Genomic DNA, 21,820 nt, shown 5'->3' on the forward strand with positions numbered 1-21,820 from the left:
CACTCCTTCCAAGGCACCTTGCTCTCCTTGCAAAGGGCCGAAAGTGTAACCCATGTCTCCGGAATGAACTGTCACCCATCTCTCGGGAAGGGCACTGAACATCAAGGGCTTGACTTCCTGGCGCCGCACCGACGGATTCCTGATTTCGGCCTGCCGGCTGTGCCGGCAAGCCTGCGCAACCGAGTTATGAACTTTCGGGGCGCACGGTCTCCACGCGCAGCGAGCCGGCTGGAAGCGGCTGCAGCAGTTCGGCTTCCGGCTTCGTCAGACTGAGCCAAGCCGCCCAATCGCCGGGCCGAAGCACCACGACCTGCCGACTGTGATAGGGCGCAATATCCGGTCCAGGCTCGGTTGTCAGCATGGTGAAGGTTGGCGGCTTGTTGCCGGCAGCTTCACGCCAAAGCCCTGCGATGGCCATGAACGGCGAGCCGTTGAGCGTGAAGCGATGCTTTGCCTTCGGATACTTCGTGCCCGTGAACTCGAAGAAGGCGGATGCCGGTACGAGGCAGCGTTTGCTGCCGGCGAATTGCCGGCCTTCGGAGCGGAAGTTGAACACTGGTCCGCCTTTCGGGCCGGCCGGCGGAAATCCAAACGTCATCGACGTCAGTTCAACAACGCCAGTGTCGCCGGCGGCGCGCATGATCGGGGCTGGATCGTTGATATGGATGTCATCAACCCGCGGCAGGTCAAGTTCGGTCTGATGGGTCGGGATCTCGAGTGCCAGCGACTCCAGCATCCGGCAATATTCAGCCCAGAGAATATGCTGCTCATAGTCGTTGCACATGGAAGGCTCCCGACCGGTCTGCCAGTTTACCTCACGCCAAACAAAGAGGCGATGGACCGCTCAACCCTCGCGGTCGCGCTCGACCAGTATATCGGCCTCGATCGCCGCGTTGACGAAGGCGGCGCGGGCATAGCGCGCCTCTTGAAGGCCTTCCAGAACGCCGAGGCAGGCGTTGCGGGCGGCGACTTGATAGCCGCCTGTCTTCACGGGCCATCGGTTCATGAGGATGTCAGCGGCCTGCGCGACACGCTCCACCTTGTAGATCGTGTTTCTGGACCTGCCGAGCGCCACGCGAACCGGCTCATCGAAATGCTGATCTTGCATGCTTCCCCTCCCGAACGCGATCGCGAGTCAATTCGGGGGAGGCAAGTTCGGTTCCACGGGAGCGATTTGCCAACGCAATAAACCGCCTTCTGAAATCACTTTGCGCGCATCGGCCAAATGGCGGATTTGATTTGCTTGGTGATCGCCTCTCCCTGGGGCAAACTGCCTGCCGGGGCTGCAGGAGGAGAAATGCGAGCACGCGCAGCTACGATCGGCGATCTCGAAAGTGTCTTCCGTGATCTGTCCACGCGGATGTCGGACGAGTATGTGGCCGCCGGCAAGGACAGCAAGGTCGCCTACGACAATCTGATGATGAATTTGAAGGAAGGCCGAGCGCACGCGCTGGTCGAGGGCGACAAGACGGTGGCGATCGTCGCCTGGCACGAGAACAGCGACGCCGCCGACACGCTGTTTGCCGCGCAGGAGGGTTTCTTCAGCGCCGCGACGGTCCGCTTCTGCAGGCGCCACATCCGCCACATTCAGGCGCTGGCCGGCAACCTTCCCATCCACTCGCGCAGCTGGCTGCAGCGGGCCGACGTCGGCAAATGGTTCCGTGTCATCGGTTATGTCGAACGCGGCCGAGAGAACGGCGCCACTGTGTTCGAATTGCCGCCGGCACGGGGAGCGTCAGCTGCGCGGGCTGCCTAGGGCTGCGCACCCACGGATGCCATCACGGAAAAGCCCCCGCCAGGATGGCGATGGGCCAATATCGCCTGCAATGGGCTCATATCGGGGGCTCAGATATCGGGCTGATCCAGCGCCTCGAAAATCACCCGTTCCAGCGGACCGAGATCCTCTTCGATCTCGCTGACCTCAAGGCCTAAATGCCGAGCATCCAGGGCAGCTCGCGTGGTTAGGGTTCGAGCCGTTGCCTTGTCGGCAGGCAGTTCGCCCGGCAGGTGCTCGTGGATCCAGCCCTGCAGGAAATCAACGCCGCGCTCGCTCATCGATTTATCCCTTCGTTATCTGGGGGATCATTCCCCCAGAATGACCCCAGAAGCGACGATCTGAGCCGTCAGGCTGGTGAGCCTGCCTCGCTTCACGAGCGTCGGTTTTTGGTAGATTTTCTTCATGGCGGTGCCTTTCGCGACAAATCGCTCGTCGGCAACAACGTCCGTCGCGGGGCAGCGTTCCCTGGCCGGCTGTCAGGTCGCGCCAGGCACCCTCGGCCGCACCCCGCTTCAGGCGGTTCCCGGACCGCGGGCTGCGGATCGGCCCACCCAGATCCCGAAAAGTGGAATCCGGTTTTTCGGAAAAGATTATGCTCAAACAACAAGATAGGGCACCATCCCGATTTCCATCGGGATGGACCGGCTCTAGCCGCGAAAACGGTTTGCAAGGCGCTTCTTGAGCCTGCGCAGCGACAGGCTTCGCCTGAGGGAAAACCAGGCGATGCGCCGACGCACTTTGCGCATGGCATCGGCGTGGATTGCGTCAACGCTGCGGCTTCCGTCCCCAAGCTTAAGTGGCGGGGCGGATGATGCCGACCGGATGATGCCCTGCAGCGCCTTTGCGTGCAGATCGGCGTATCGGCCGTAATTGGCGCCCGCATCCCAGCCGGGAGGCCGCGCCAGGACGGTCGGGTTGTTGTTGATCTCGAAGGTCTGAATGCGGCCGTCGATCATGCCGTAGTCGATGCGGCCATAGTCGATCCCGGCTAGCGCGAACACCCCCTCGATCTCGGCCGCGTGCGGATTGTCAGCGACATAGGCGCGGCTTTCAGCCCTGTCCGCCTCAGTGAAGCGGGTGCTTGGAAACTTGATGTACCAGTTCTCGTTGATGAAGCAGTGCTGCGGATAAATGGTGGAACCGACCTTGTAGGCCGAATATTTGCGGAAGCGCCCATCGGCCGAGGGGGCGGCGCCATATTCGACGATCATCAGGTCCGGGTCATGCCGGATAGGCTCCGGCAGGGCGGCGATTGCCACTTCCAGCGCTTGCGCGCTGTCCAACAGTCCGGTCAGCGGCGGATCGTGCCGGCTTTCCCAGCGCACGAACACCGGAAAGCGCGAAATGGCTTGGCGCTGATCGAGGCGATGGACATCGAAACCGTTGAGGCTGACTCCCTTCAACCGCTTCAGCAGGTCAAAGCGGCCAAGCGCCTTGGCGGGGTTGTTCAGCAGGAGCAGGCCGGGATCCTGGGCAGCGACGCTGTCGAACAGGTCAGTCGCCGCCTGCATCTGAACCGGCGTGAGCCTTTCGAAATCGGTAAAAATGAACGTTCCCGGCGCGACCGAGCCAAGACTGCCGGTCTCTTCATAAGGGATTATCCGCAAGACATCGCCAAGCCCATGCGGGTAATAGCCAAGGAACACACCTATCGTGTAAGCGTGCTGGCGGGTACAAAGGTAATAGACCGGGCTGAAGCCCGCGGCAACGGTCATGGCCATGACCCGGCCCGCCGGTCATAGTTCGACGGGTGGTTGTGATTCAGGGTGAGGTAACCGGGGTTATTCACAAGAAAATGCATGGAGAATTTCCATCGGCCGACCACAGCTGGCGGCAAGTACGCGCCGGTTGCTTCAATGGTTCTACAGACATCTACGCGATCTACGATGAGATGCGCCAGCAGGCGCCTGTTTGGCAGGCGCCGTGGGGCGACGTCTACGTAACGAAATACGATCTTGTTTCGGCCTGTCTTGTCAACCGGCAGCTGTCGCATGTCCCGCCGAGCGGCGAAGCCGATACCGGCCGATCAGCCATCAATGACTGGCTGATGTATCAGGAGGGACGGGCGCACGCCGCCATCCGGCAAGCCCTGCAGCAGCCCTTTGTGGGCAACGGCACGGCAGTGCTGGCGCCCGTGGTCGACGAGGCCATCGACCAGCTCGTTTCAAAGGCGGATCTGTCCGGCACGGTCGACGTCGTCGCCGCCTTCACGCGCGCGGTGCCGGAACGCATCATCGGCCGGCTGCTCGGCGTTCCAGCCGAAGACATGCCGACGCTGCGCGCCTGGTCGGCGTCGATCCGCACCATCCTCGACACCGGTTTCGATGACGCCTTCGGCTCGGCGCCGAACGCCGCCCACGAAATGTCAGCCTATTTCGCCGAGCTGTTGCGCAGCCACCTTGCCGGCGCCGTAATGCCGCCGTTGCTGGTCGGATTGCCGGCGCTGGTCGATGCCGTCGGGCTGACGGTTGCCGGCCGCAACATCGCCTTCCTGGCTTTCGCCGGGCACGAGACCACCGTGCATCTGCTTGGCAACATGCTGTTCCATCTCGCCCACGCGCCCGCCCAATGGGCTGCCTTGCGGGCCGATCCGCATCTAGTTGTCACTGCGGTTGCCGAGACCCTGCGGCTTGAAAGCCCGGTTCAGAAAATCTGCCGCTGGCCGCTGCAGCCTATCGAACTGAACAATCAGCCGATCGATAAGGAGCAGATGGTCGTCCTGCTCGTCGGCGCAGCCAATCGCGATCCGGCCCGGTTCAGCCAGGCCGAGCGCTTCGACATCAGCCGTTCGGGCAAGCAGAACCTCGCCTTCGGCCGCGGCGCCCATGTCTGCATCGGCAAGGCGCTTGCCGAAATGGAGGGAAAACGGCTGCTGGAGGCAGTGCTCCGTCGCTGGAGCAGCATCGAACCCGCCTCTGGACAGCCGACATGGATGGACAATTCGTCGATCCGCGGGCTGGAATCACTCGTCTTGCGGCTGGCTGCCTGACCGGCGCGGGGTCAAGCCCCGGTCGCCTCCAGCGCGGCGATGAGCTCACTGTCGGCCTGCCGCAACAGCACCGGCGCCTTCATCCCCGCAATGCTTATACCGCCTTTCAGGCGATGGCGTTTCAGCCGGCCATAGAGATCCTCGACCGGCGTCGCCTGGACAGGGCCAAGCTGGCCGATCCGGCGGGCATATTCGTATTGCGGGTTGGCGGCGAGTTCGGCATCGAGCTTTTCGTTACATGCCGCAGCGGCCGGTCCGGCTTCGAGGAAGAGACGGTAGTGCGGATGCGGCTCTGTTGCCGCAACGACCAGCGCATAGGCCTGCTGCTGGCCAAGCCCGATCTTACCGATGCAATGAGCGACGAATGCCTCGGTCAGCTTCTCGCCGCAGAGATCGGAGACCATGCCGGCGCGACCGACGAATTGCAGACGCGGCGTGTCGCCGTCGAAGCCGACGACCTTCACCATGTCCTGCGTGTCATAGCGATAAAGGCCGGAGCCGGTGGTGACGATCAGCCGATAGGCCTGGCCGATCTCCAGCCGCCAGGCAAAATGGCTGGTGCCGCCATCGTCGACAAATTCGAAGAAGCCGCTTCGCGCGGCAAGGATCGATCCGGGACCGTCGCCATAGGGAAATGAAACGGCGGCTTCCGTCGACATCAACCCTTTCGACTGGATGAAGGCGGCGGGGAACAGGGCCTGCAGTTCGGCGGCGAAACCTTTGCTCGATGCATCGGTCCAGCAGCTGACGGTGTCAAGCTGCGGCCAGATAACCGAGAGGTCGCCTTGTGGGTCACGGAGCGCTTTCTCCAGCGTTTCGATACGGGTGCGCACCGCGGCGGCGGGGTGCGTTGCCGTCAACATCGAAGTCAACTGGGGTAAGAGGATGCCGGCATCGCGCCGCATCGCGCGCAGGATTTCGGTGAAATAGGTAGGGCTCCACACCCAGACCAGGGCAAGATCCTCGCAGGCCAGAAGATGCAGGCAGGTCTGCCGCTGCCAGCTCTCGAAATCGGCGAGCAGCCGCAGCTCCATGGGCACGGCAGACAGGGCGATCAGGCTGTCGCGCAAGGCGCCGAAATAGGCGAAAGGCACGGGGCTGCCGACCCGGTGCACGCCGATGCGCTGATCCAGCGACCGGCCGACGGGGCTGAGCGCGAAATAACTGCGGCCTCGCGTGACGCCGGGCCGGCGGCGGATCAAGTCGGCAAGCCAGGGATAAAGGCAGTCGGTGAACGATCTCAACCCGGTGTCCGTATAGGGGATGTTCTTGGAGCCGCCCGAACTGCCGCCGGTCTGCTCGATGAACCGGATCGGCGCGGTTGTCAGCACCCCATCCTCGCCGCCGATCGCCCGGCCGATGTAAGGCTGGAGCGCGGCATAGTCGGCGATCGGCACCAGATCGCGAAACGCTTCCGCCGAACGGATTTCGGCGAACCGGCGGTCCTTGCCGAACGCGGTCGAACCATTGGCACTGATGAGACCAGCCAGGGTGCCGCGCTGGGCCGTTTCGACGCCGCTCAGCCCGGCGCGGAACCCGGCGTCGGTAGCCGCGGTGAGATCGGCAATCCGCGACCAGGCGTCAATGACCATCCGCCAGGCCTTCGGCAAAGCTGGTCGCCCCGTAGCGCTTCAGGTTGGCGATGTCGAATTCGGCCAGGCAGGCAAGCTCGACACCACGAAAATGCCAGGGATTGGCCTTGAGGAAGAAGGCCGCGTAGCGGTTGCGCGCGGCGGTTTCCTCGACGCCTGCCCATTCGTGCCGCAGATGCCCATGCGACTGGCCGAAATCGATCAGCCCGGTCTCGGGATTGAAATACTGTCCATAGCGCACTGCGGCGATCTCGTTGCGTATCCGCGCCAGACCGCTGGTATCTCGTCCGTCGATTGAGGGAAAGAAGTCGCGGAAAAAATTGGGCAGGATGCGGAACGTGCGGTGGCCCATCATGATGGAAAACCAGAACAGCCGGCCCTCGCCGATCCTTGCCTTGACGGCGCCGGCAGCGCGAAACCAGGCGCGCAGCAGCACCGGATCGCCCCAGCGTGAGGAATCCAGAACCGTGTCGCCGGAAAAGAGATAGTGAACCGTGTCGTCGGCAATCTCCTGGCTTCCGACGAAAATGGTCGAGAAGCCGATGATCTCGTGCCGGCGTCGGATAAGGACGACGACCTCTTTTTCAGCGAGATCGCGATCGAACCGGTCGCGATCGGCAGCATCGTAGTATTTCTCGTAAAGGCGGAACATCTCGTCACGATCGTCTTTGCTGAGATCGCGCACCGGCATCGTTCCGGATTCGGTCGAACCGGCGTCATGCGCCACGGTTTTCCCCCGTCAATCGATGCCATGCGTGCGACATACGGGACAAGGCAGCGACACTTCAACCGAAAAATGCCTTCGATCCACGGTAAATGATCCCACCAATTGTCGGTCGCGAGCTTGTTGCGTGATACCCAGCCCCAAGGCCGGGCGCTTGCGCGCCGGCAAATGACGGTGTTGATGCCGCGGCAGGTTGCGAAGCCAATGCGGGGCGTGGCATTTGTCGATGCCGATCATTGGGATGGCAAGCAGGACATGGCACGGCCACCAGACATCGCCCGACACCAGGCCGCCAAGGCAGGCGCTAGCCTGAACCGGGCGCTTTCCAAACTCGGCCTGTGTTCGCGCAAGCAGGCCGAGCTGCTGATAGCCGAAGGGCGCGTGCGGGTTGGCGGCAAGGTGGTGCGCGATCCGTCGCTGCGTGTCGATCTCGGCCGCGACCGCATCGCTGTCGACGGCGAGCAGATCGTCGGCAAGGCAAAAGTCTACCTGATGATCAATAAGCCGCGCGGACAGGTCACCACGCGCGATGACCCGCAGGATCGTGGCACCGTCTATGACTGCCTGGTGGAACTGGAGTTGCCTTTCGTGTCGCCGGTCGGCCGCCTCGACAAGGCCAGCGAAGGCCTGTTGCTGATGACCAACGACACGCGCTGGGCCAACCGCCTGCTCGATCCGGCCTCGCATGTCGCCAAGACCTATCATGTCCAGATCGGCACCGCGCCCGACGAAGCGATGCTGGCGCGCTTTCGCGACGGAGCGATCGTCGACGGCGAACTGCTGACCGCAAGTTCGATCGAACTGCTGCGCAGCGGCGGCCGCACTGCCTGGCTGGAAATCGTGCTCGACGAGGGCCGCAATCGCCAGATCCGCCGCCTGCTCGGGGCATTCGACATCGAGGTGCTGAGGCTGGTTCGGGTGGCGATCGGCGGTTTGCAGCTCGGCGAGCTCGCCAAGGGCAAGGCGCGGCATCTGACATCGGAGGAATTGGCGGTGCTCGCGCGTTAGGAGGCAGGCTTGCCCCGAAACCCTACTTCTGGTTCCACCTGCGTATCACCGGCTCGCTCAGATCGTGCTCATAGCCGAGGATGCTGAGGCTCGCGGTATCAAGCACGAAGTGCGCACCGCCTTCGGGTGGCAGACCGAGCCAGCGCGCGGCCAGCACGCGCAGGAAATGCGAGCTTGAAAACACCAGCACATTGCCCTCGATTGCCCGCAGCCCGGCGATGATCCTGTCGGCCCTGGCACCAACATCCGCTACCGACTCGCCGTCGGGACAGCCGTCACGGAACAATTGCCAGCCGGGGCGCTGCACAAGAATCTCCTTGGTCTTAACGCCCTCATAGGCGCCATAGTCCCATTCCTGCAGGTCGTCCTTCTTGACGGCAGCAGCGCCGAAGCCGGCAAGCGTGCAGGTGCTGAAGGATCGCTGCGACGGGCTCGACCACACCGCCTGGAAGGACAGATCCTTGAGCCGGTCCGCCACGCCGCGAGCTGCCGCCTCGCCCTTTGCCGTCAACGGTATGTCGGTGCGGCCGGTGTGTTTTCCCGAAGCGCTCCACTCCGTCTCGCCGTGACGGACGAGGTAGATTTCGGGGTACGGATTGCTCATGCGCCGGCCTTTCGGTTTTACGTCCGCACCCTACCCGGGAGGGCCCGGCCAGCGCCAGCCACGTGCAGGCGGAAAAGGAAAGGCCGCAACCGAATCGGCTGCGGCCTTGTGCTCAAACGTCAGTGCCCGGAGCGGTCAGGCGGGCTGCAGATCGCCCGACAGCGCCAGGTCAGCTTCCTCGGACAATGTGCCGGCCATGGCGGCGGCGAACTTGGTCTGGTCGAGTTCGCCTTCCCAGCGCGCCACAACAATCGTCGCCACTGCATTGCCGACGAAGTTGGTCAGCGCCCGGCATTCCGACATGAAGCGGTCGACCCCTAGGATCAGCGCCATGCCGGCAACGGGTACCGTAGGCACGACAGAGAGCGTGGCGGCCAGCGTGATAAAGCCGGCGCCGGTGATGCCGGCGGCACCCTTGGAGCTCAGCATGGCAACCAGCAGCAGCAGAATCTGGTCGCCATAGGTGAGCGGCGTATCGGTCGCCTGGGCGATGAACAGCGCCGCCAGCGTCATGTAGATGTTGGTGCCGTCGAGGTTGAAGGAATAGCCGGTCGGGATGACCAGGCCGACCACCGAGCGGTTGCAGCCGGCGCGCTCCATCTTGGCCATCAGGCCGGGAAGAGCGGCTTCCGAGGACGAGGTGCCGAGCACCAGCAGCAGCTCTTCCTTGATGTAGCGGATCAAGGCGAGGATCGAGAAGCCGTTGTACCAAGCGACAGCGCCGAGCACGACCAGCACGAAGAGCAGCGACGCCAGGTAGAAGGTGCCGATCAGAAAGGCGAGGTTGGCAATCGCGCCGATGCCGTATTTGCCGACGGTGAAGGCCATGGCGCCGAAGGCGCCGATGGGGGCGGCCTTCATCAGGATGGCGACCAGGCGGAAGATAGGCGAGGTCAGCGCCTGCAGGAAATCGACGACCGGGCGGCCGCGCTCGCCGACCAGAGCGAGAGAGATGCCGAACAGTACCGAGAAGAACAGCACTTGCAGAATGTCGCCTTGCGCGAAGGCGCCGGTGATGGTGTCGGGGATGATGTTGAGCAGGAAGCCGATGATGGTCGTGTCATGCGCCTTCTCGGTGAAGGTGGCGACCTTCGAGGGGTCGAGCGTCGCCGCATTGATGTGCATGCCGGCGCCCGGTTGGACGACGTTGGAGACGACCATGCCGACGACCAGCGCCAGGGTCGAAAAGACCAGGAAGTAGATCATCGCCTTGCCGGCGACACGGCCAACCTTTTTCAGGTCGGAGACGCCGGCAATGCCGGTGGTCACCGTCAGGAAGATGACCGGCGCGATCACCATCTTGACCAGCTTGATGAAGGCATCGCCGAGCGGCTTCAGCGAAGCACCGAGTTCGGGATAGAAATGACCGAGCAGCATGCCGGCGGCGATCGCCGTCAGGACCTGCACGTAGAGATGACGGTAAAAGGGTAGCTTGCCGCGCGGTTCGGCGGCAGCGAATGCTGGCTGCATGACGTCCTCCATGGCGCCCCGATCGAAAGCTCGACCTCCCGGGGCAGTTGTTTTCCGCAGCCTTGCGACTGCTGTATTGGCCACTGCAACTGCCGTGCCAGACTGTGCGGCATACCGCAGGCATCGATTTTGTTGAGATTTTTGTCGACCGAGCTGGTGCGCCGCAACCGCAAGTGCGGACATCCGCATGATCGAATTGTGCTTTGTGCGAAATCATGCACAAATAGGGAATGCTGCAACGCCCTGCCGCGGTCCTGTCGCAGACGCCCGAGCAACTCGGCAAACGCGCGCGTCGCGCCTGGCTGCTGTTTGCGGCGATCGCGCTGGTGATCGTTGCCACGGCGCTCACCGGCGCCGGCCTCTACGCGCGCCGCGCCGAGGTCGCGGCACTGGCGGCGCAAGGCCGCACCGATGCCAATCTGAAGGTTGCGTTGCTGCGCGCCGTGCTGGAAAGCCCGCGGGCGCTGCCGCTGCTCTTGTCCGAGGACCAGCAGGTGCACGACGCCCTGCAGAACAAGGGCGCTGTCACGATCGACGTGCTCAACCGCAAGCTCGAAGGGCTGGTCTCCGGCACCAAGGCTTCGGTGCTTTACGTCACCGGCGTCGACGGGTTTGCGATCGCCTCCAGCAACTGGCGCGAAACAACCAGCTTCGTCGGCAACGACTATGGCTTCCGCGCCTATTTCTCCGGCGCCATGCAATCGGGAACGGCCGAATATTTTGCGCTGGGCAACACCAGCAAGCGCCCCGGCCTCTACATTTCGCGTCGCGTCGGCAATGCGGCGGCGCCGCTCGGCGTCGTCGTCGTCAAGATGGAATTCGACCAGCTTGAAGCCGACTGGCATGAGGCCAACCGGCCGGCCTATGTCAGCGACGACCACGGCGTCGTGCTGATCACCAGCGTGCCGTCCTGGCGCTTCATGACCACCGCGCCGCTGGCCGGCCCGGTGGCTGCCGCCATCCGGAGCAGCCAGCAATTCGGCAACGCGCCGCTGATTCCCTTGCCGATCACACGCCCCGAGGCATTGAGCCCTGACGTGTCGATGGTGCATGCGATAACACCGGGCGGCAGCGATGCCGAATATCTCAGGCTTTCGACACTGGTCCAATCGACGCCATGGCGGCTCGATTATCTCGTGCCGGTCGAAGCGCCGATCGCGGCTGCGGTGCGTGAGATGCGGCTGCTGGCGCTGGGCGTCGTGGTGCCGTTGCTGGCGCTGGCCGGCTATCTCCTGTGGCGCCGTCAGTCGGCGCAGATGCGCATCGCTGCCGAACAGGCAGCGCGCATCGAGCTCGAGCGCCGCGTCGTCGAGCGTACGCATGACCTCAGCCTGGCGCGCGACCGGCTGCAGGCCGAGATCACCGATCACCGCAGCACCGAAGCCAAACTGCAGGTCATGCAGCAGGAATTGGTGCAGGCCAACCGTCTTGCTACCCTCGGCCAGGTTGCCGCCGGGGTCGCGCATGAGATCAACCAGCCGGTGGCGACGATCCGCGCCTATGCCGACAATGCGCGTGTGTTCCTGGAGCGCAAGCAGACCGCCTCGGCCGAGGAGAACCTTGGCGCGATTGCCGCGCTGACCGAGCGCATCGGCGGCATCACCGAAGAGTTGAAGGTCTTTGCCCGCAAGGGGCGCACGGCAGCCGAACCGGTCGAACTGCGCGGCGTCATCGAGGGCGCCGTGGTGCTGCTCAGAAGCCGCTTTGCCGGCCGGCTGGACGCGCTCGATATCACACTGCCGCCGGTAACGCTCAAGGTGATGGGCAACCGTCTGCGGCTCGAACAGGTGCTGATCAACCTGTTCCAGAATGCGCTGGAAGCGCTGGACGGTCGCGACGGCGCCAGGGTGGAGGTTTCGGCCCAGCAGACGGCCGACGGCGTGGCGCTTGCCGTCGCCGACAATGGGCCGGGCATTTCGCCTGCCATCCTCAAGTCATTGTTCACGCCGTTCAACACCTCGAAGGAAAAAGGCCTCGGGCTCGGCCTCGTCATCTCGCAGGACATCGTCGCCGACTATGGCGGACGCATCGAGGTGGCGAGCGGCCAGGCCGGCACGCGCTTTACCATTCACCTCGCCAGGGCAGCATGATGGACACCGCACCGGTCGTATTGATCGACGACGACAGCGAATTGCTGAGGGCCACGCGGCAGACGCTGGAACTCGCTGGTTTTTCCGTCTCGGCCTTTGCGGTGGCGGCCGAGGCGCTGGCCGGGCTCGACGCCAATTTTCCCGGCGTGGTGGTGTCCGACATCCGCATGCCCGGCATTGACGGCCTGCAGCTCTTCGACCGCGTCTTGCAGCTTGATGCCGACATTCCGGTAATCCTGGTCACCGGACATGGCGACATCGCGGTTGCGGTCAAGGCGATCAAGGACGGCGCCTACGACTTCATCACCAAGCCGTTCGCCGCCGACCGGCTGGCGCAAAGTGTGGCGCGGGCGGCGGAAAAACGCCGACTGGTGATGGAGAACCGCGCGCTGCGCGAAAGCGCCGAACAGGCGCAGGACGGCCTGCCGCTGATCGGCCAGACGCCGGCGATGGAGCGGCTGCGCCGCACGCTGCGGCAGATCGCCGACACCGATGTCGACGTGCTGGTGACTGGCGAGACCGGCTCCGGCAAGGAGGTGGTGGCGAGCCTGCTGCACCGCTGGAGCCGCCGCGCCAAGGGCAATTTTGTGGCGCTGAATTGCGGCACGCTGCCGGATACGGTGATCGAAAGCGAACTGTTCGGCCATGAGGCCGGCGCCTTCACCGGCGCACAGAAGAAGCGCATCGGCCGCATCGAGCATTCGAGCGGCGGCACGCTGTTTCTCGACGAGATCGAAAGCATGCCGGCCTCCACCCAGGTGCAGATGCTGCGGGTGCTGGAAATGCGCGAGGTGACGCCGCTCGGCACCAATGAAATCCGGCCGGTCGACCTGCGCGTCGTCGCCGCCGCCAAGGTCGATCTCGGCGATGCCAGCCGGCGCGGCGCCTTCCGCGAGGATCTCTACTACCGGCTCAATGTGGTGACGATCTCGATCCCGCCGCTGCGCGAACGCCGCGACGACGTCGCCCTGCTGTTCTTCTACTTCGCAGAGCGTGCAGCCGCCCGCTTCCGCCGGCAAATGCCAGCCGTGCCTGCCTCAGTGCACCGCCATCTGAGCCAGCACGACTGGCCGGGCAATGTGCGTGAACTCGCGCATTTCGCCGAGCGTTTCGTGCTGGGACTCGAGGAAGCGGCGCAAGCGCCACCTTCCGCCCCGGCGGAGCCGGATGACGCCAGCTCACTGCCGGAACGGCTGGAACGCTATGAAGCCGATGTCATCCGCGAGGCGCTTGGCCGCAATGACGGCGATGTCCGGCGCACGATCGAAGCGCTCGGCATTCCGCGCAAGACCTTCTACGACAAGCTGCAGCGGCACGGCATCGTGCGCAGCGATTTTTCCAGGTAATTCATTTTCCAGGTATTCAGGCGTGTGGACCCGAAAGCAGGGTAGATTTTGTGAACCGGCGCAAAAAAACCGTGGCAAGTCGGCATCAGAAAGTGTTGAAGACCGCATCGGCGGCCTTCGGCACGGCGCGATCCGGTTGCGCTCGGCAGATGTTGATGATTTGTTGCCGGTCAGCGGAGAATGAATGATGCGAGAACCTGTCGGTCAAGATGAATATGGATCGACCAACCCGTTCGATCCGGACGATCTGACGAATTTGAACGCGATCGGCCCGGCCATGGGCGGCGGCAACGACTTCGAGAAATACGCCGTTGCCGTGATCATCGTCTTCGGCGCGCTGATCATTGGCGGGCTGATGGCCGCTTCCATGACCTTTGGTCACCGGAACGGCTTCCTGTTTGCGCTTGGCGGCGCAACCGCGGCCTGGATATCGGGCAATGCGCTGCTCCTCGACCGTCCCCGCATCTACGCGGCGTTCGTCGTGATCGCGGCGCTGATGCTCGTCGGGTCGACGCTTACGCTCGTCCTCTGATCAATCTCTTGTTTTGATCAGTAGCCAATCGCCTCGCCGGATGCGGCGCGGCTGTCGATGGCGCCGTTGTAGCGGGCGCCGCCGCCCTTCTCGATTTCCGCCAGGCTCTTGCCGCCGACAAGAATGCCGGCCGCCTGACCCCAGGTAGAATCCGCGAGATCGAGGTGGTAGCCCATGCCGGCCAGCAGTTTTTCAGTGTCGGGCGACAGGCCGAACGGTTCGACATAGATCGTGTCGGGCAGCCATTGATGGTGGATGCGCGATGCGTCGATCGCCTCCTGGATGTTCATGCCGTGGTCGATGACGTTGACGATGGCTTCCAGCGTGATGGTGATGATGCGCGAGCCGCCGGGGCTGCCGATAACCATGAACGGCTTGCCGTCCTTGGCGACGATGGTCGGGCTCATCGATGACAGCGGCGTCTTCTTCGGCTGGATGGCATTGGCCTCTCCCTGCACGAGACCGTAGAGGTTGGGCACGCCAGGCTTCTGGGTGAAATCATCCATCTCGTTGTTGAGCAGGATGCCGGTGCCGTCGGCGACCACGCCGGCGCCGAACGAACCGTTCAGCGTATAGGTGACCGCGACCGCATTGCCGTCATCGTCGATGATTGAATAGTGCGTCGTTTCCTTCGACTCGCCGAAGCCCTTCGGCATCAAATCCTGCGAGACGCCGGCGCGGAACGGGTCGATCTTGTCGCGGATCTCCTTGGCGTAACCCTTGTCGAGCAGTTTCGAGACCGGATTGTCGACGAAATCGGGATCGCCGAGCGCCGAGTTGCGGTCCACATAGGCGTAGCGCATCGCCTCGACCATGACATGCACGGTCTCGGCCGAGCGGGCGCCGAGATAAGACAGCGGGTAGCCCTCCAGCACGTTGAGGATTTCGCAGATGATGACGCCGCCGGAGCTTGGCGGCGGCGAGGACGTGATCTCATAGCCCCGATAGGTGCAGCTCACCGGTTGCAGCTCGCGTACCTTATATTGCTCGAAGTCTGAGTTGGCCAGAATGCCGCCCTTGGCGCCGCTCGCCTTGACGATGGCGTCGGCGATGGCGCCTTTGTAGAAGGCGTCGGCGCCTTTTTCGGAGATGGCGGCGAGCGAGGCTGCAAGATCGGGCTGGAGGAGACGCTCGCCGGCGCCATAGGGTTTGCCGTCCGGCTTCAGGAAGATGGCGGCGGCGGCAGGGTCCTTCGCCAGCCGTGCGGCATTGCTCGCGAATGAAGCAGCGTCGCCCTGGTCGAGGATGAAGCCATCCTTGGCATAGGCAATTGCCGGCGCCATCAAATCCTGGCGTGGCAGCGTGCCATATTTTTCACGAGCCATCTCGAACCCTGCCACGGAACCAGGTACGCCGACCGCGAGGTAGCCATCAAGGCTGGCGCCCTTCACCGGATTGCCGTCCTTGTCGAGATACATGGTCTTGGTTGCCGCCAGCGGCGCGCGCTCGCGGAAATCGAGGAAGGTCGATTTGCCGTCCTTGAAGCGGATGGTCATGAACCCGCCACCGCCGATATTGCCGGCATTAGGGTAGACGACGGCGAGCGCATAGCCGACGGCGACCGCCGCATCGACGGCATTGCCGCCCTTCTTCAGCACCTCGACGCCGGCTTCCGACGCCAGATGCTGGGCGGTGACGACCATGCCGTGCTCGCCCTTCGCCGGTTGAGGCGAGGCGGCATGGAGCGCGCCGGATGGCGCGAGCGCAATTGCGAGCGAAAGGGTGACGCCAATCAGCGTCCGGCGGGTCAAGGGCATGGCGGTGCTCCAAGTGCGGTGTGCCTAGAAGAGCTACATGGAGCGCCCGAGTCCATCATCAATATGAGCGAACACATATTGGTGTTCGCCTGCCGGCAGAGGCAAGCTAATCTCCCCCCCTGTGGTGGAGATTAGCCAATCTCAAACAATCCCGCCTGACCCGCCCATAACCGCCGGCCGTTCCGCCGCGACCTTCGCCCGGTAGCCCGCCGCGCGATATGCGGCGACTGGATCGATGGCGCCGCCTGTGTTCAGCCGCGCCATGGCAAGGATCGGCTCGACATCGGTGCGGTAGGCAGCTTTTAGCGTCTGCGTCGCCATCAGCGCATCATTGCCGTCTTGGAAACCCTCGAGCGCCTTGCGGTCGACCAGCAGCGCCTGCGCATAGGCGCGCTGCACCTCGACTGCCGACAGCATCAGGCTTTCGATCGGGTCGGTGACGTTGTGGCTCTGGTCGAGCATGTGAGCGGGATCGAAACCCTCGGCGCCGGAAAGCTCGGCATCAACCAGTTCGTTGAAGACCAGGAACAGCCGATAGGGATCGATCGAGCCGGCATCGAGATCGTCGTCGCCATACTTCGAATCGTTGAAATGGAAGCCGCCGAGCTTCTTGAACTGGATCAGCCGCGACACGATCATCTCGATGTTGACGTTGGGCGCATGGTGGCCCAGGTCGACCAGGCAGTAGGCCTTGTTGCCCAGCTCCTTGGATATGAGGTAGTTAGTGCCCCAGTCCTGCACGACCGTCGAATAGAAGGCCGGCTCGTACATTTTGTGTTCGGTGAACAGCTTCCAGTCGGCGGGCAGTCCGGCATAGATCTCCTTCATCGCGTCGAGATAGCGCTCGAAGACTTTGGCGAAATTGACTTGGCCGGGGAAATTCGAGCCGTCGCCGATCCACACCGTCAGCGCTTTGGAACCAAGCGTCTTGCCGATCTCGATGCATTCCAGATTGTGCTCGACTGCCTGCCGGCGCGTGCCGGCATCGGCATGCGACAGCGACCCGAACTTGTAGGACAGTTTTTGGTCCCTGGCATCCGAGAAGGTGTTGGAATTCATGGCGTCGAAGCCGAGGCCGAAGCGCGAGGCGGCCTGCTTCAGCCGGTTCGGATCGGCCTTGTCCCACGGGATGTGCAACGAGACGGTCGGTGTCGCCTGCGTCAGTTGGCTGATGACGGCGCAGTCCTCGATCTTGTCGAAAATGTCGCGCGGCTCGCCGGCGCCGGGAAAGCGGGCAAAGCGTGTGCCGCCGGTGCCGACGCCCCAGGACGGAATGGCGACGGCGAATTTCTCGACCTTGCCGCGGATGGCGTCGATGGCGATGCCGCGACGGTCGAGGCGTTCCCCGAGCGAGGCGTAGTCGCGTTCGAGGTCGGGTTTGCGGGCGGCGTTGCTCTTTTCGACAACGTCAGCGGAGATGATGAATTCCGACACTGCTATTCCTCCCAATATTTGCTGCATCGGCGCTGCCCCGCCTGCCAGGCATTTCTCCCCGTAGACGGCAGGGCTATTGCATAAAAATTCTTACGAGGAGGACCCCCACCCTAGCCCTCCCCACAAGGGGGAGGGGACGCTGCCGCGCGCCCTTGCTATTTCCGCCCTTGCATCCAGACCTCGATAATTTGCAGAGGTCAGCGCCAGCGGGTCTCCCTCCCCCCTGTGGGGAGGGATTAAGGGTGGGGGTAGGTGCCGGGCAAACATTTCAGACAATGTCATATGCGATTGCCCTGCCTTGGACGAGAAAAAGCCTAGCGCGTAAAGCTCTGCGCGTTGCCGGCGTCGACGTTGATGATGTTGCCGGTGGATTTGGCCGACATGTCGGACGCCAGGAAATAAATCGCTTCGGCAATGTCTTCCGGAAACACCGAGCGCTTCAGCATCGAGCGCGAGCGGTAGTGTTCTTCCAGATCGTCGGTCGACATCTTGTAGGCGGCGGCGCGCTGTTCCTTCCACTCGCCGGTCCAGATTTTCGAGCCGCGCAGCACGGCGTCCGGATTGACGACATTGACCCGGATCTGGGCTTCGGCGCCTTCCAGCGCCAGGCAGCGAGCGAGATGGATTTCGGCGGCCTTGGCGGTGCAATAGGCGGCGGCGTTGGGTGACGCGGCAAGGCCGTTCTTGGAGGCGACGAAGACGACATTGCCGCCGATCTTCTGGGCGCGAAACAGCCGGAAGGCTTCGCGCGAGACCAGGAAATAGCCGGTCGACAATATGTCCATGTTCTTGTTCCACAGCGCCAGCGTTGTCTCCTCGATCGGCGCCGAGGAGGCGAGGCCTGCGTTGGAGACGAGAATATCAATGCCGCCGAACTCGACGGCTGTCTGGGCGAAGCCGGAAATCACCTGCTCCTCCGCGGTGACGTTGATCAGCACCGGCCGGACGAAGTCCTTGCCATAGGCTTTCGCCAGTTCGTCGTTGGCGTTGGCAAGTGCGGTCTCGTCGATATCGGCCAGCACGACGCAGGCGCCTTCGCGCAACAGGCGATTGGCGGTGGCGCGGCCGATGCCGCCGGCGCCGCCGGTGACCAGCGCGATTTGGCCGGCGAGCGACTTCGGCTTCGGCATGCGCTGCAGCTTCAAATCCTCGAGCAGCCAGTATTCGATGTCGAAGGCCTCCTGCGCCGGCAGGCCGACATAGGACGAAACGGTCGAGGCCCCGCGCATGACATTGATGGCGTTGACGTAGAATTCGCCAGAGATGCGGGCGGTGGCCTTGTCGCCGGCGAAGGTGAACATGCCGACGCCGGGCATCAGGTAGACCACGGCGTTGGGGTCACGGATCGGGGGCGAGTCCGGATGCTTGCAGCTGTCGTAATAGGCCTGGTAGCCGACACGGTACTCAGCAATATCGTCGGCGAGGCGCGCAATCACGGCTTCGACGTCGGGCTTCGCTGGGTCGAACTCGATAACCAGCGGGCGGATTTTTGTGCGCAGGAAATGATCCGGGCATGAGGTGCCGAGCGCCGCCAGCGGGCGCAAATCCCTGGAGTTGACGAATTCGAGCACGGCGGCGGAATCGTCGAAATGGCCGAGCTTGTGGCTCTTCTCCGAAATCAGGCCGCGGATTCTCGGCATCAGTCTCGCCGCGATGGCGCGGCGCTCAGCGGCGTCTAGCGATTTGACGACTTCGCCGCCGAAGATGGCGAGACCCTCGGAGCGGCGCTCGAACCATTCGATCGCCTGGTTGATGACCGAGATCGTCGTCTCGTAGCACTCCTTGGGTATGTCGCCCCAGGTGAACAAGCCGTGGCTTTCGAGGATGACGCCCTTGGCCTCGGGGTGTTCGACGCAGAATTTCTCCAGCCAGAGGCCAAGTTCGAAGCCCGGCCGCTTCCACGGCAGCCAGCCGATGGCGTCACCGAATATCTCCTTGGTCAACGCCTTGGAATCCTTGGCCGCGGCAATCGCGATAATGGCATCGGGATGCATGTGATCGACGAACGGCTTCGGCACATAGGCGTGCAGCGGCGTGTCGATCGAGGCCGCGCGCGGGTTGAGGTTGAAGGTGCAGTGGGGAAGATAGCCCACCATCTCGTCCTCATGCGCGACGCCACGATAGAGGCCTTTCAGCGCCTGCAGTTTGTCCATGTAGAGCGTGGCGAAACCGTCCAGCTTGATCGAGGCGCTGTCGCCGCCCGAGCCCTTGACCCATAGCACTTCGACTTCGGCGCCGGAGAGCGGGTCCTTCTGCCGGATCTTGGACGAGGTGTTGCCGCCGCCATAATTGGTGACACGCTTGTCGGAGCCGAGCGTGTTGGAGCGATAGACCAGAAGCTCAGGCTCGCTCAGCCCCTTGGCTTTCGCATCGTCCCAAAGGTTGGCAAGGCGCGAGCCGGAGCGCTTGTCGAGCATGATTATCCTCCCTGGGACGCAAAAGGCGCGGTCCATTTTGCCGGAAATGTCTACGCAAGCATCTCGGTTGTCAATCATAAACGATCAAGATCGATCATATTGCACTGCACAATGAAATTATATGATCGGAAATGATTGACACTGCTTGTTTTCTAGTGCATCATGACCAGGCAGGGAGGAACCATGCACGAAAAAGAGCGCCACAGGATCATTCTGTCCGCCGTCCAGGAAAAGCCTGTGGTGACGGTGCAGGAGATGGTCGACCTGACGGACTCCTCCGAGGCGACGATCCGGCGCGATATCGCGGCTCTTCATGTGCAAAAGCGCCTGCGCCGCGTGCGCGGCGGCGCCGAAGCGATCTCGCCACCGCAGTTCATCGGCCTCGCCGGCCGGCCCTTTTCCGTCAACGAAACGCTTAATGCTTCGCAGAAGCGCGCGATTGCGCGCGAAGCGGTGGAGCTGTGCAAGGACGGCGAGCCGATCATCATCAATGGCGGCACCACCACCTTCCAGATGGTGCATTTCCTGACCGGACGCCGCATGCCGATCTTCACCAATTCGTTCCCCATCGCCGAGCATCTGCTCAAGCATTCGAAGAACACCGTCATGCTGTCGGGCGGCACCATCTACCGCGAGCAGAACATCATCCTCTCGCCCTTCGACAATGACGTGACGCGTAATTTCTACGCGCGCCGCATGTTCATGGGCGCTCAAGGGCTCGGGCCGCTTGGCCTGATGGAAGGCGACCCGCTGCTGATCCAGGCGGAGCAGAAACTGATCGACCAGGCCGACGAACTGGTGGTGCTGGTCGACTCATCGAAATTCCGCCAGCGCTCGAGCCTGATCCTGTGCGGGCTCAAGCGCATCGCCACCGTCATCACCGATGACGGCATCGAGGATCGCGAAGCCAACATGCTGGAGGCCGCGGGTGTGACGCTGATCGTCGCCCGCAAGTCGGCAAAGGAAGAATCCTCGCTGCAGGCCTGAGGCCAACCGCAGCGACGATGGAATGCAACGCTCAAGGGAGGAAATACGATGAGCTTTCTGAAGAAATTGATGGTGACGGCCGCGTTCTCGGCCGCCATGTTCGTGAATGCCGCCTATGCCGAGAACGTCAAGATCGCGCTGGTGGTGAAGTCGCTCGGCAACGGCTTCTTCGACGCCGCCAACAAGGGCGCCGAAGAGGCGGCCAAGGAACTCGGCGATGTCGATATCATCTACACCGGCCCGACCAAGGCGACCGCCGAAGCGCAGATCGAAGTGGTCAATTCGCTGATCGCGCAGAAGGTCAACGCCATTGCAATTTCGGCCAATGACGCCGACGCGCTGGTGCCGGTGCTGAAGAAGGCGATGGAGCGCGGCATCACCGTCATCTCGTGGGATTCGGGCGTCGCCAAGGAAGGCCGCCAGCTGCATCTCAACCCGTCCGACACCGGCCTGATCGGCGAGACCATCATCAAGCTGGCCGCCGACTATCTGCCGGAAGGCGGCGAAGTCGCCATTCTGTCGGCTTCGTCGACCGCGACCAACCAGAACGCCTGGATCGACGCGGCCAAGAAGATCCTGCCGGAGAAATTCCCCAAGATCAAACTCGTCGCCACCGTCTATGGCGATGACGATTCGGCCAAGAGCACCGACGAAGCCAAGGGCCTGCTGAAATCCTATCCGAACCTCAAGGCGATCATCGCGCCGACCACCGTCGGCGTCGTTGCCGCTGCCCAGGTCGTCACCGACGCGAACCTGATCGGCAAGGTCAATGTCACGGGCCTGGCGCTGCCGTCCGAGTTCAAGAAGTTCATCGACAACGGCTCCAGCCAGGCGGTTGCCCTCTGGAATCCGATCGACCTCGGCTACTCCGCCGTCTACCTCGCTCATGATCTGGCGGTGAAGAAGGAAGAGGCAAAGCCGGGCGCAACGCTGTCGATCGGCCGCGTCGGCAAGGTCACGCTCGACGACTCGAACTCGGCTGCGATGGCTCCGCCCTTCCAGTTCGACAAGTCCAACATCGAAAAGTTCTCCAAGATCTATTGATCTCGGACGTCTCGGACCAAGCGCGGCGGGACCAAAATCCCGCCGCGAC

General features: G+C 63.1%; 20 protein-coding genes. 8 read left to right on the forward strand and 12 right to left on the reverse strand.

Annotated elements, in window-relative coordinates; all coding sequences use genetic code 11:
• Positions 1-184 precede the first annotated feature (184 nt).
• Complete coding sequence (locus tag NKJ18_RS31495) at positions 185-784, reverse strand: SOS response-associated peptidase (protein ID WP_023726812.1); 600 nt, start codon at positions 782-784, stop codon at positions 185-187.
• Positions 785-844: 60 nt separating this feature from the next.
• Complete coding sequence (locus tag NKJ18_RS31500) at positions 845-1,108, reverse strand: DUF982 domain-containing protein (RefSeq protein ID WP_352761407.1); 264 nt, start codon at positions 1,106-1,108, stop codon at positions 845-847.
• A gap of 189 nt (positions 1,109-1,297) precedes the next feature.
• On the opposite strand from NKJ18_RS31500, the gene NKJ18_RS31505 reads away from it, so the two are divergent.
• Complete coding sequence (locus NKJ18_RS31505; protein ID WP_023669674.1) at positions 1,298-1,756, forward strand: hypothetical protein; 459 nt, start codon at positions 1,298-1,300, stop codon at positions 1,754-1,756.
• Between the two features lie 89 nt (positions 1,757-1,845).
• Here the strand turns inward: NKJ18_RS31505 and NKJ18_RS31510 are convergent, their stop codons facing one another.
• From NKJ18_RS31510 to NKJ18_RS31520, 3 genes are all read right to left on the reverse strand, one after another.
• The gene (locus tag NKJ18_RS31510; protein WP_023669673.1) at positions 1,846-2,055 is read right to left on the reverse strand and encodes a DUF768 domain-containing protein; all 210 of its coding nucleotides are present in this window, start codon (positions 2,053-2,055) and stop codon (positions 1,846-1,848) included.
• Between the two features lie 27 nt (positions 2,056-2,082).
• Entirely contained in the window at positions 2,083-2,181 is a 99-nt protein-coding gene (locus NKJ18_RS31515) for a putative RiPP precursor (RefSeq protein WP_196813729.1), read from the reverse strand.
• A gap of 243 nt (positions 2,182-2,424) precedes the next feature.
• The gene (locus tag NKJ18_RS31520) at positions 2,425-3,492 is read right to left on the reverse strand and encodes a hypothetical protein (RefSeq protein ID WP_352761409.1); all 1,068 of its coding nucleotides are present in this window, start codon (positions 3,490-3,492) and stop codon (positions 2,425-2,427) included.
• An 80-nt stretch (positions 3,493-3,572) separates the two neighbouring features.
• Between NKJ18_RS31520 and NKJ18_RS31525 the strand changes: the two genes are divergently transcribed.
• Positions 3,573-4,766: a cytochrome P450 gene (locus NKJ18_RS31525; protein WP_352761411.1), complete on the forward strand. Its 1,194-nt coding sequence runs from the start codon at positions 3,573-3,575 to the stop codon at positions 4,764-4,766.
• A gap of 11 nt (positions 4,767-4,777) precedes the next feature.
• Here NKJ18_RS31525 and NKJ18_RS31530 read toward each other — a convergent pair whose 3' ends face one another.
• A complete protein-coding gene (locus NKJ18_RS31530) occupies positions 4,778-6,358 on the reverse strand; it encodes a GH3 family acyl-acid amido synthetase (RefSeq protein ID WP_352761413.1) in 1,581 nt (526 codons plus the stop codon).
• Positions 6,348-7,085, reverse strand: a complete 738-nt coding sequence (locus NKJ18_RS31535; RefSeq protein WP_023829789.1) for a hypothetical protein — start codon at positions 7,083-7,085, stop codon at positions 6,348-6,350. Before NKJ18_RS31535 ends, NKJ18_RS31530 begins: the two co-directional genes overlap by 11 nt.
• Before the next feature lie 252 nt (positions 7,086-7,337).
• On the opposite strand from NKJ18_RS31535, the gene NKJ18_RS31540 reads away from it, so the two are divergent.
• Positions 7,338-8,090, forward strand: a complete 753-nt coding sequence (locus NKJ18_RS31540; RefSeq protein ID WP_352761429.1) for a pseudouridine synthase — start codon at positions 7,338-7,340, stop codon at positions 8,088-8,090.
• A gap of 22 nt (positions 8,091-8,112) precedes the next feature.
• Here the strand turns inward: NKJ18_RS31540 and NKJ18_RS31545 are convergent, their stop codons facing one another.
• Both NKJ18_RS31545 and NKJ18_RS31550 read right to left on the reverse strand, forming a co-directional pair.
• Positions 8,113-8,694, reverse strand: a complete 582-nt coding sequence (locus tag NKJ18_RS31545) for a histidine phosphatase family protein (protein WP_352761415.1) — start codon at positions 8,692-8,694, stop codon at positions 8,113-8,115.
• A gap of 135 nt (positions 8,695-8,829) precedes the next feature.
• A complete protein-coding gene (locus NKJ18_RS31550; RefSeq protein WP_502906195.1) occupies positions 8,830-10,164 on the reverse strand; it encodes a dicarboxylate/amino acid:cation symporter in 1,335 nt (444 codons plus the stop codon).
• Positions 10,165-10,394: 230 nt separating this feature from the next.
• On the opposite strand from NKJ18_RS31550, the gene NKJ18_RS31555 reads away from it, so the two are divergent.
• The 3 genes from NKJ18_RS31555 (at position 10,395) to NKJ18_RS31565 (ending at position 14,132) form a co-directional block, all read left to right on the forward strand.
• The gene (locus NKJ18_RS31555) at positions 10,395-12,254 is read left to right on the forward strand and encodes a sensor histidine kinase (RefSeq protein ID WP_352761420.1); all 1,860 of its coding nucleotides are present in this window, start codon (positions 10,395-10,397) and stop codon (positions 12,252-12,254) included.
• The gene (locus NKJ18_RS31560) at positions 12,251-13,600 is read left to right on the forward strand and encodes a sigma-54-dependent transcriptional regulator (RefSeq protein WP_352500230.1); all 1,350 of its coding nucleotides are present in this window, start codon (positions 12,251-12,253) and stop codon (positions 13,598-13,600) included. The genes NKJ18_RS31555 and NKJ18_RS31560 overlap by 4 nt, the downstream gene beginning before the upstream one ends.
• 184 nt (positions 13,601-13,784) lie before the next feature.
• Entirely contained in the window at positions 13,785-14,132 is a 348-nt protein-coding gene (locus tag NKJ18_RS31565) for a hypothetical protein (RefSeq protein ID WP_032885862.1), read from the forward strand.
• Between the two features lie 17 nt (positions 14,133-14,149).
• On the opposite strand, the gene ggt is transcribed toward NKJ18_RS31565, so the two are convergent.
• The 3 genes from ggt to NKJ18_RS31580 all read right to left on the reverse strand — a co-directional run bounded on the left by ggt (position 14,150) and on the right by NKJ18_RS31580 (position 19,740).
• Positions 14,150-15,889 (reverse strand): gamma-glutamyltransferase, encoded by a 1,740-nt coding sequence (gene ggt / locus NKJ18_RS31570; RefSeq protein WP_023669665.1) that lies wholly within the window; start codon positions 15,887-15,889, stop codon positions 14,150-14,152.
• A 141-nt stretch (positions 15,890-16,030) separates the two neighbouring features.
• A complete protein-coding gene (rhaI, locus tag NKJ18_RS31575) occupies positions 16,031-17,350 on the reverse strand; it encodes an L-rhamnose catabolism isomerase (protein ID WP_352537333.1) in 1,320 nt (439 codons plus the stop codon).
• A 287-nt stretch (positions 17,351-17,637) separates the two neighbouring features.
• The gene (locus NKJ18_RS31580; RefSeq protein ID WP_023711390.1) at positions 17,638-19,740 is read right to left on the reverse strand and encodes a bifunctional rhamnulose-1-phosphate aldolase/short-chain dehydrogenase; all 2,103 of its coding nucleotides are present in this window, start codon (positions 19,738-19,740) and stop codon (positions 17,638-17,640) included.
• 183 nt (positions 19,741-19,923) lie between these two features.
• Here NKJ18_RS31580 and NKJ18_RS31585 point away from each other — a divergent pair, with 183 nt between their 5' ends.
• Together NKJ18_RS31585 and rhaS are read left to right on the forward strand one after the other, a co-directional pair.
• Positions 19,924-20,727, forward strand: a complete 804-nt coding sequence (locus NKJ18_RS31585) for a DeoR/GlpR family DNA-binding transcription regulator (protein ID WP_023669662.1) — start codon at positions 19,924-19,926, stop codon at positions 20,725-20,727.
• Between the two features lie 48 nt (positions 20,728-20,775).
• Positions 20,776-21,771 carry a rhamnose ABC transporter substrate-binding protein gene (rhaS, locus tag NKJ18_RS31590; protein ID WP_023669661.1) on the forward strand — a complete coding sequence of 332 codons (996 nt, stop codon included), beginning with the start codon at positions 20,776-20,778 and terminating at the stop codon, positions 21,769-21,771.
• Positions 21,772-21,820: the final 49 nt, after the last annotated feature.

Source organism: Mesorhizobium sp. M0217 (assembly GCF_040321955.1).
In the GTDB taxonomy this organism is placed as follows: Bacteria; Pseudomonadota; Alphaproteobacteria; order Rhizobiales; family Rhizobiaceae; genus Mesorhizobium.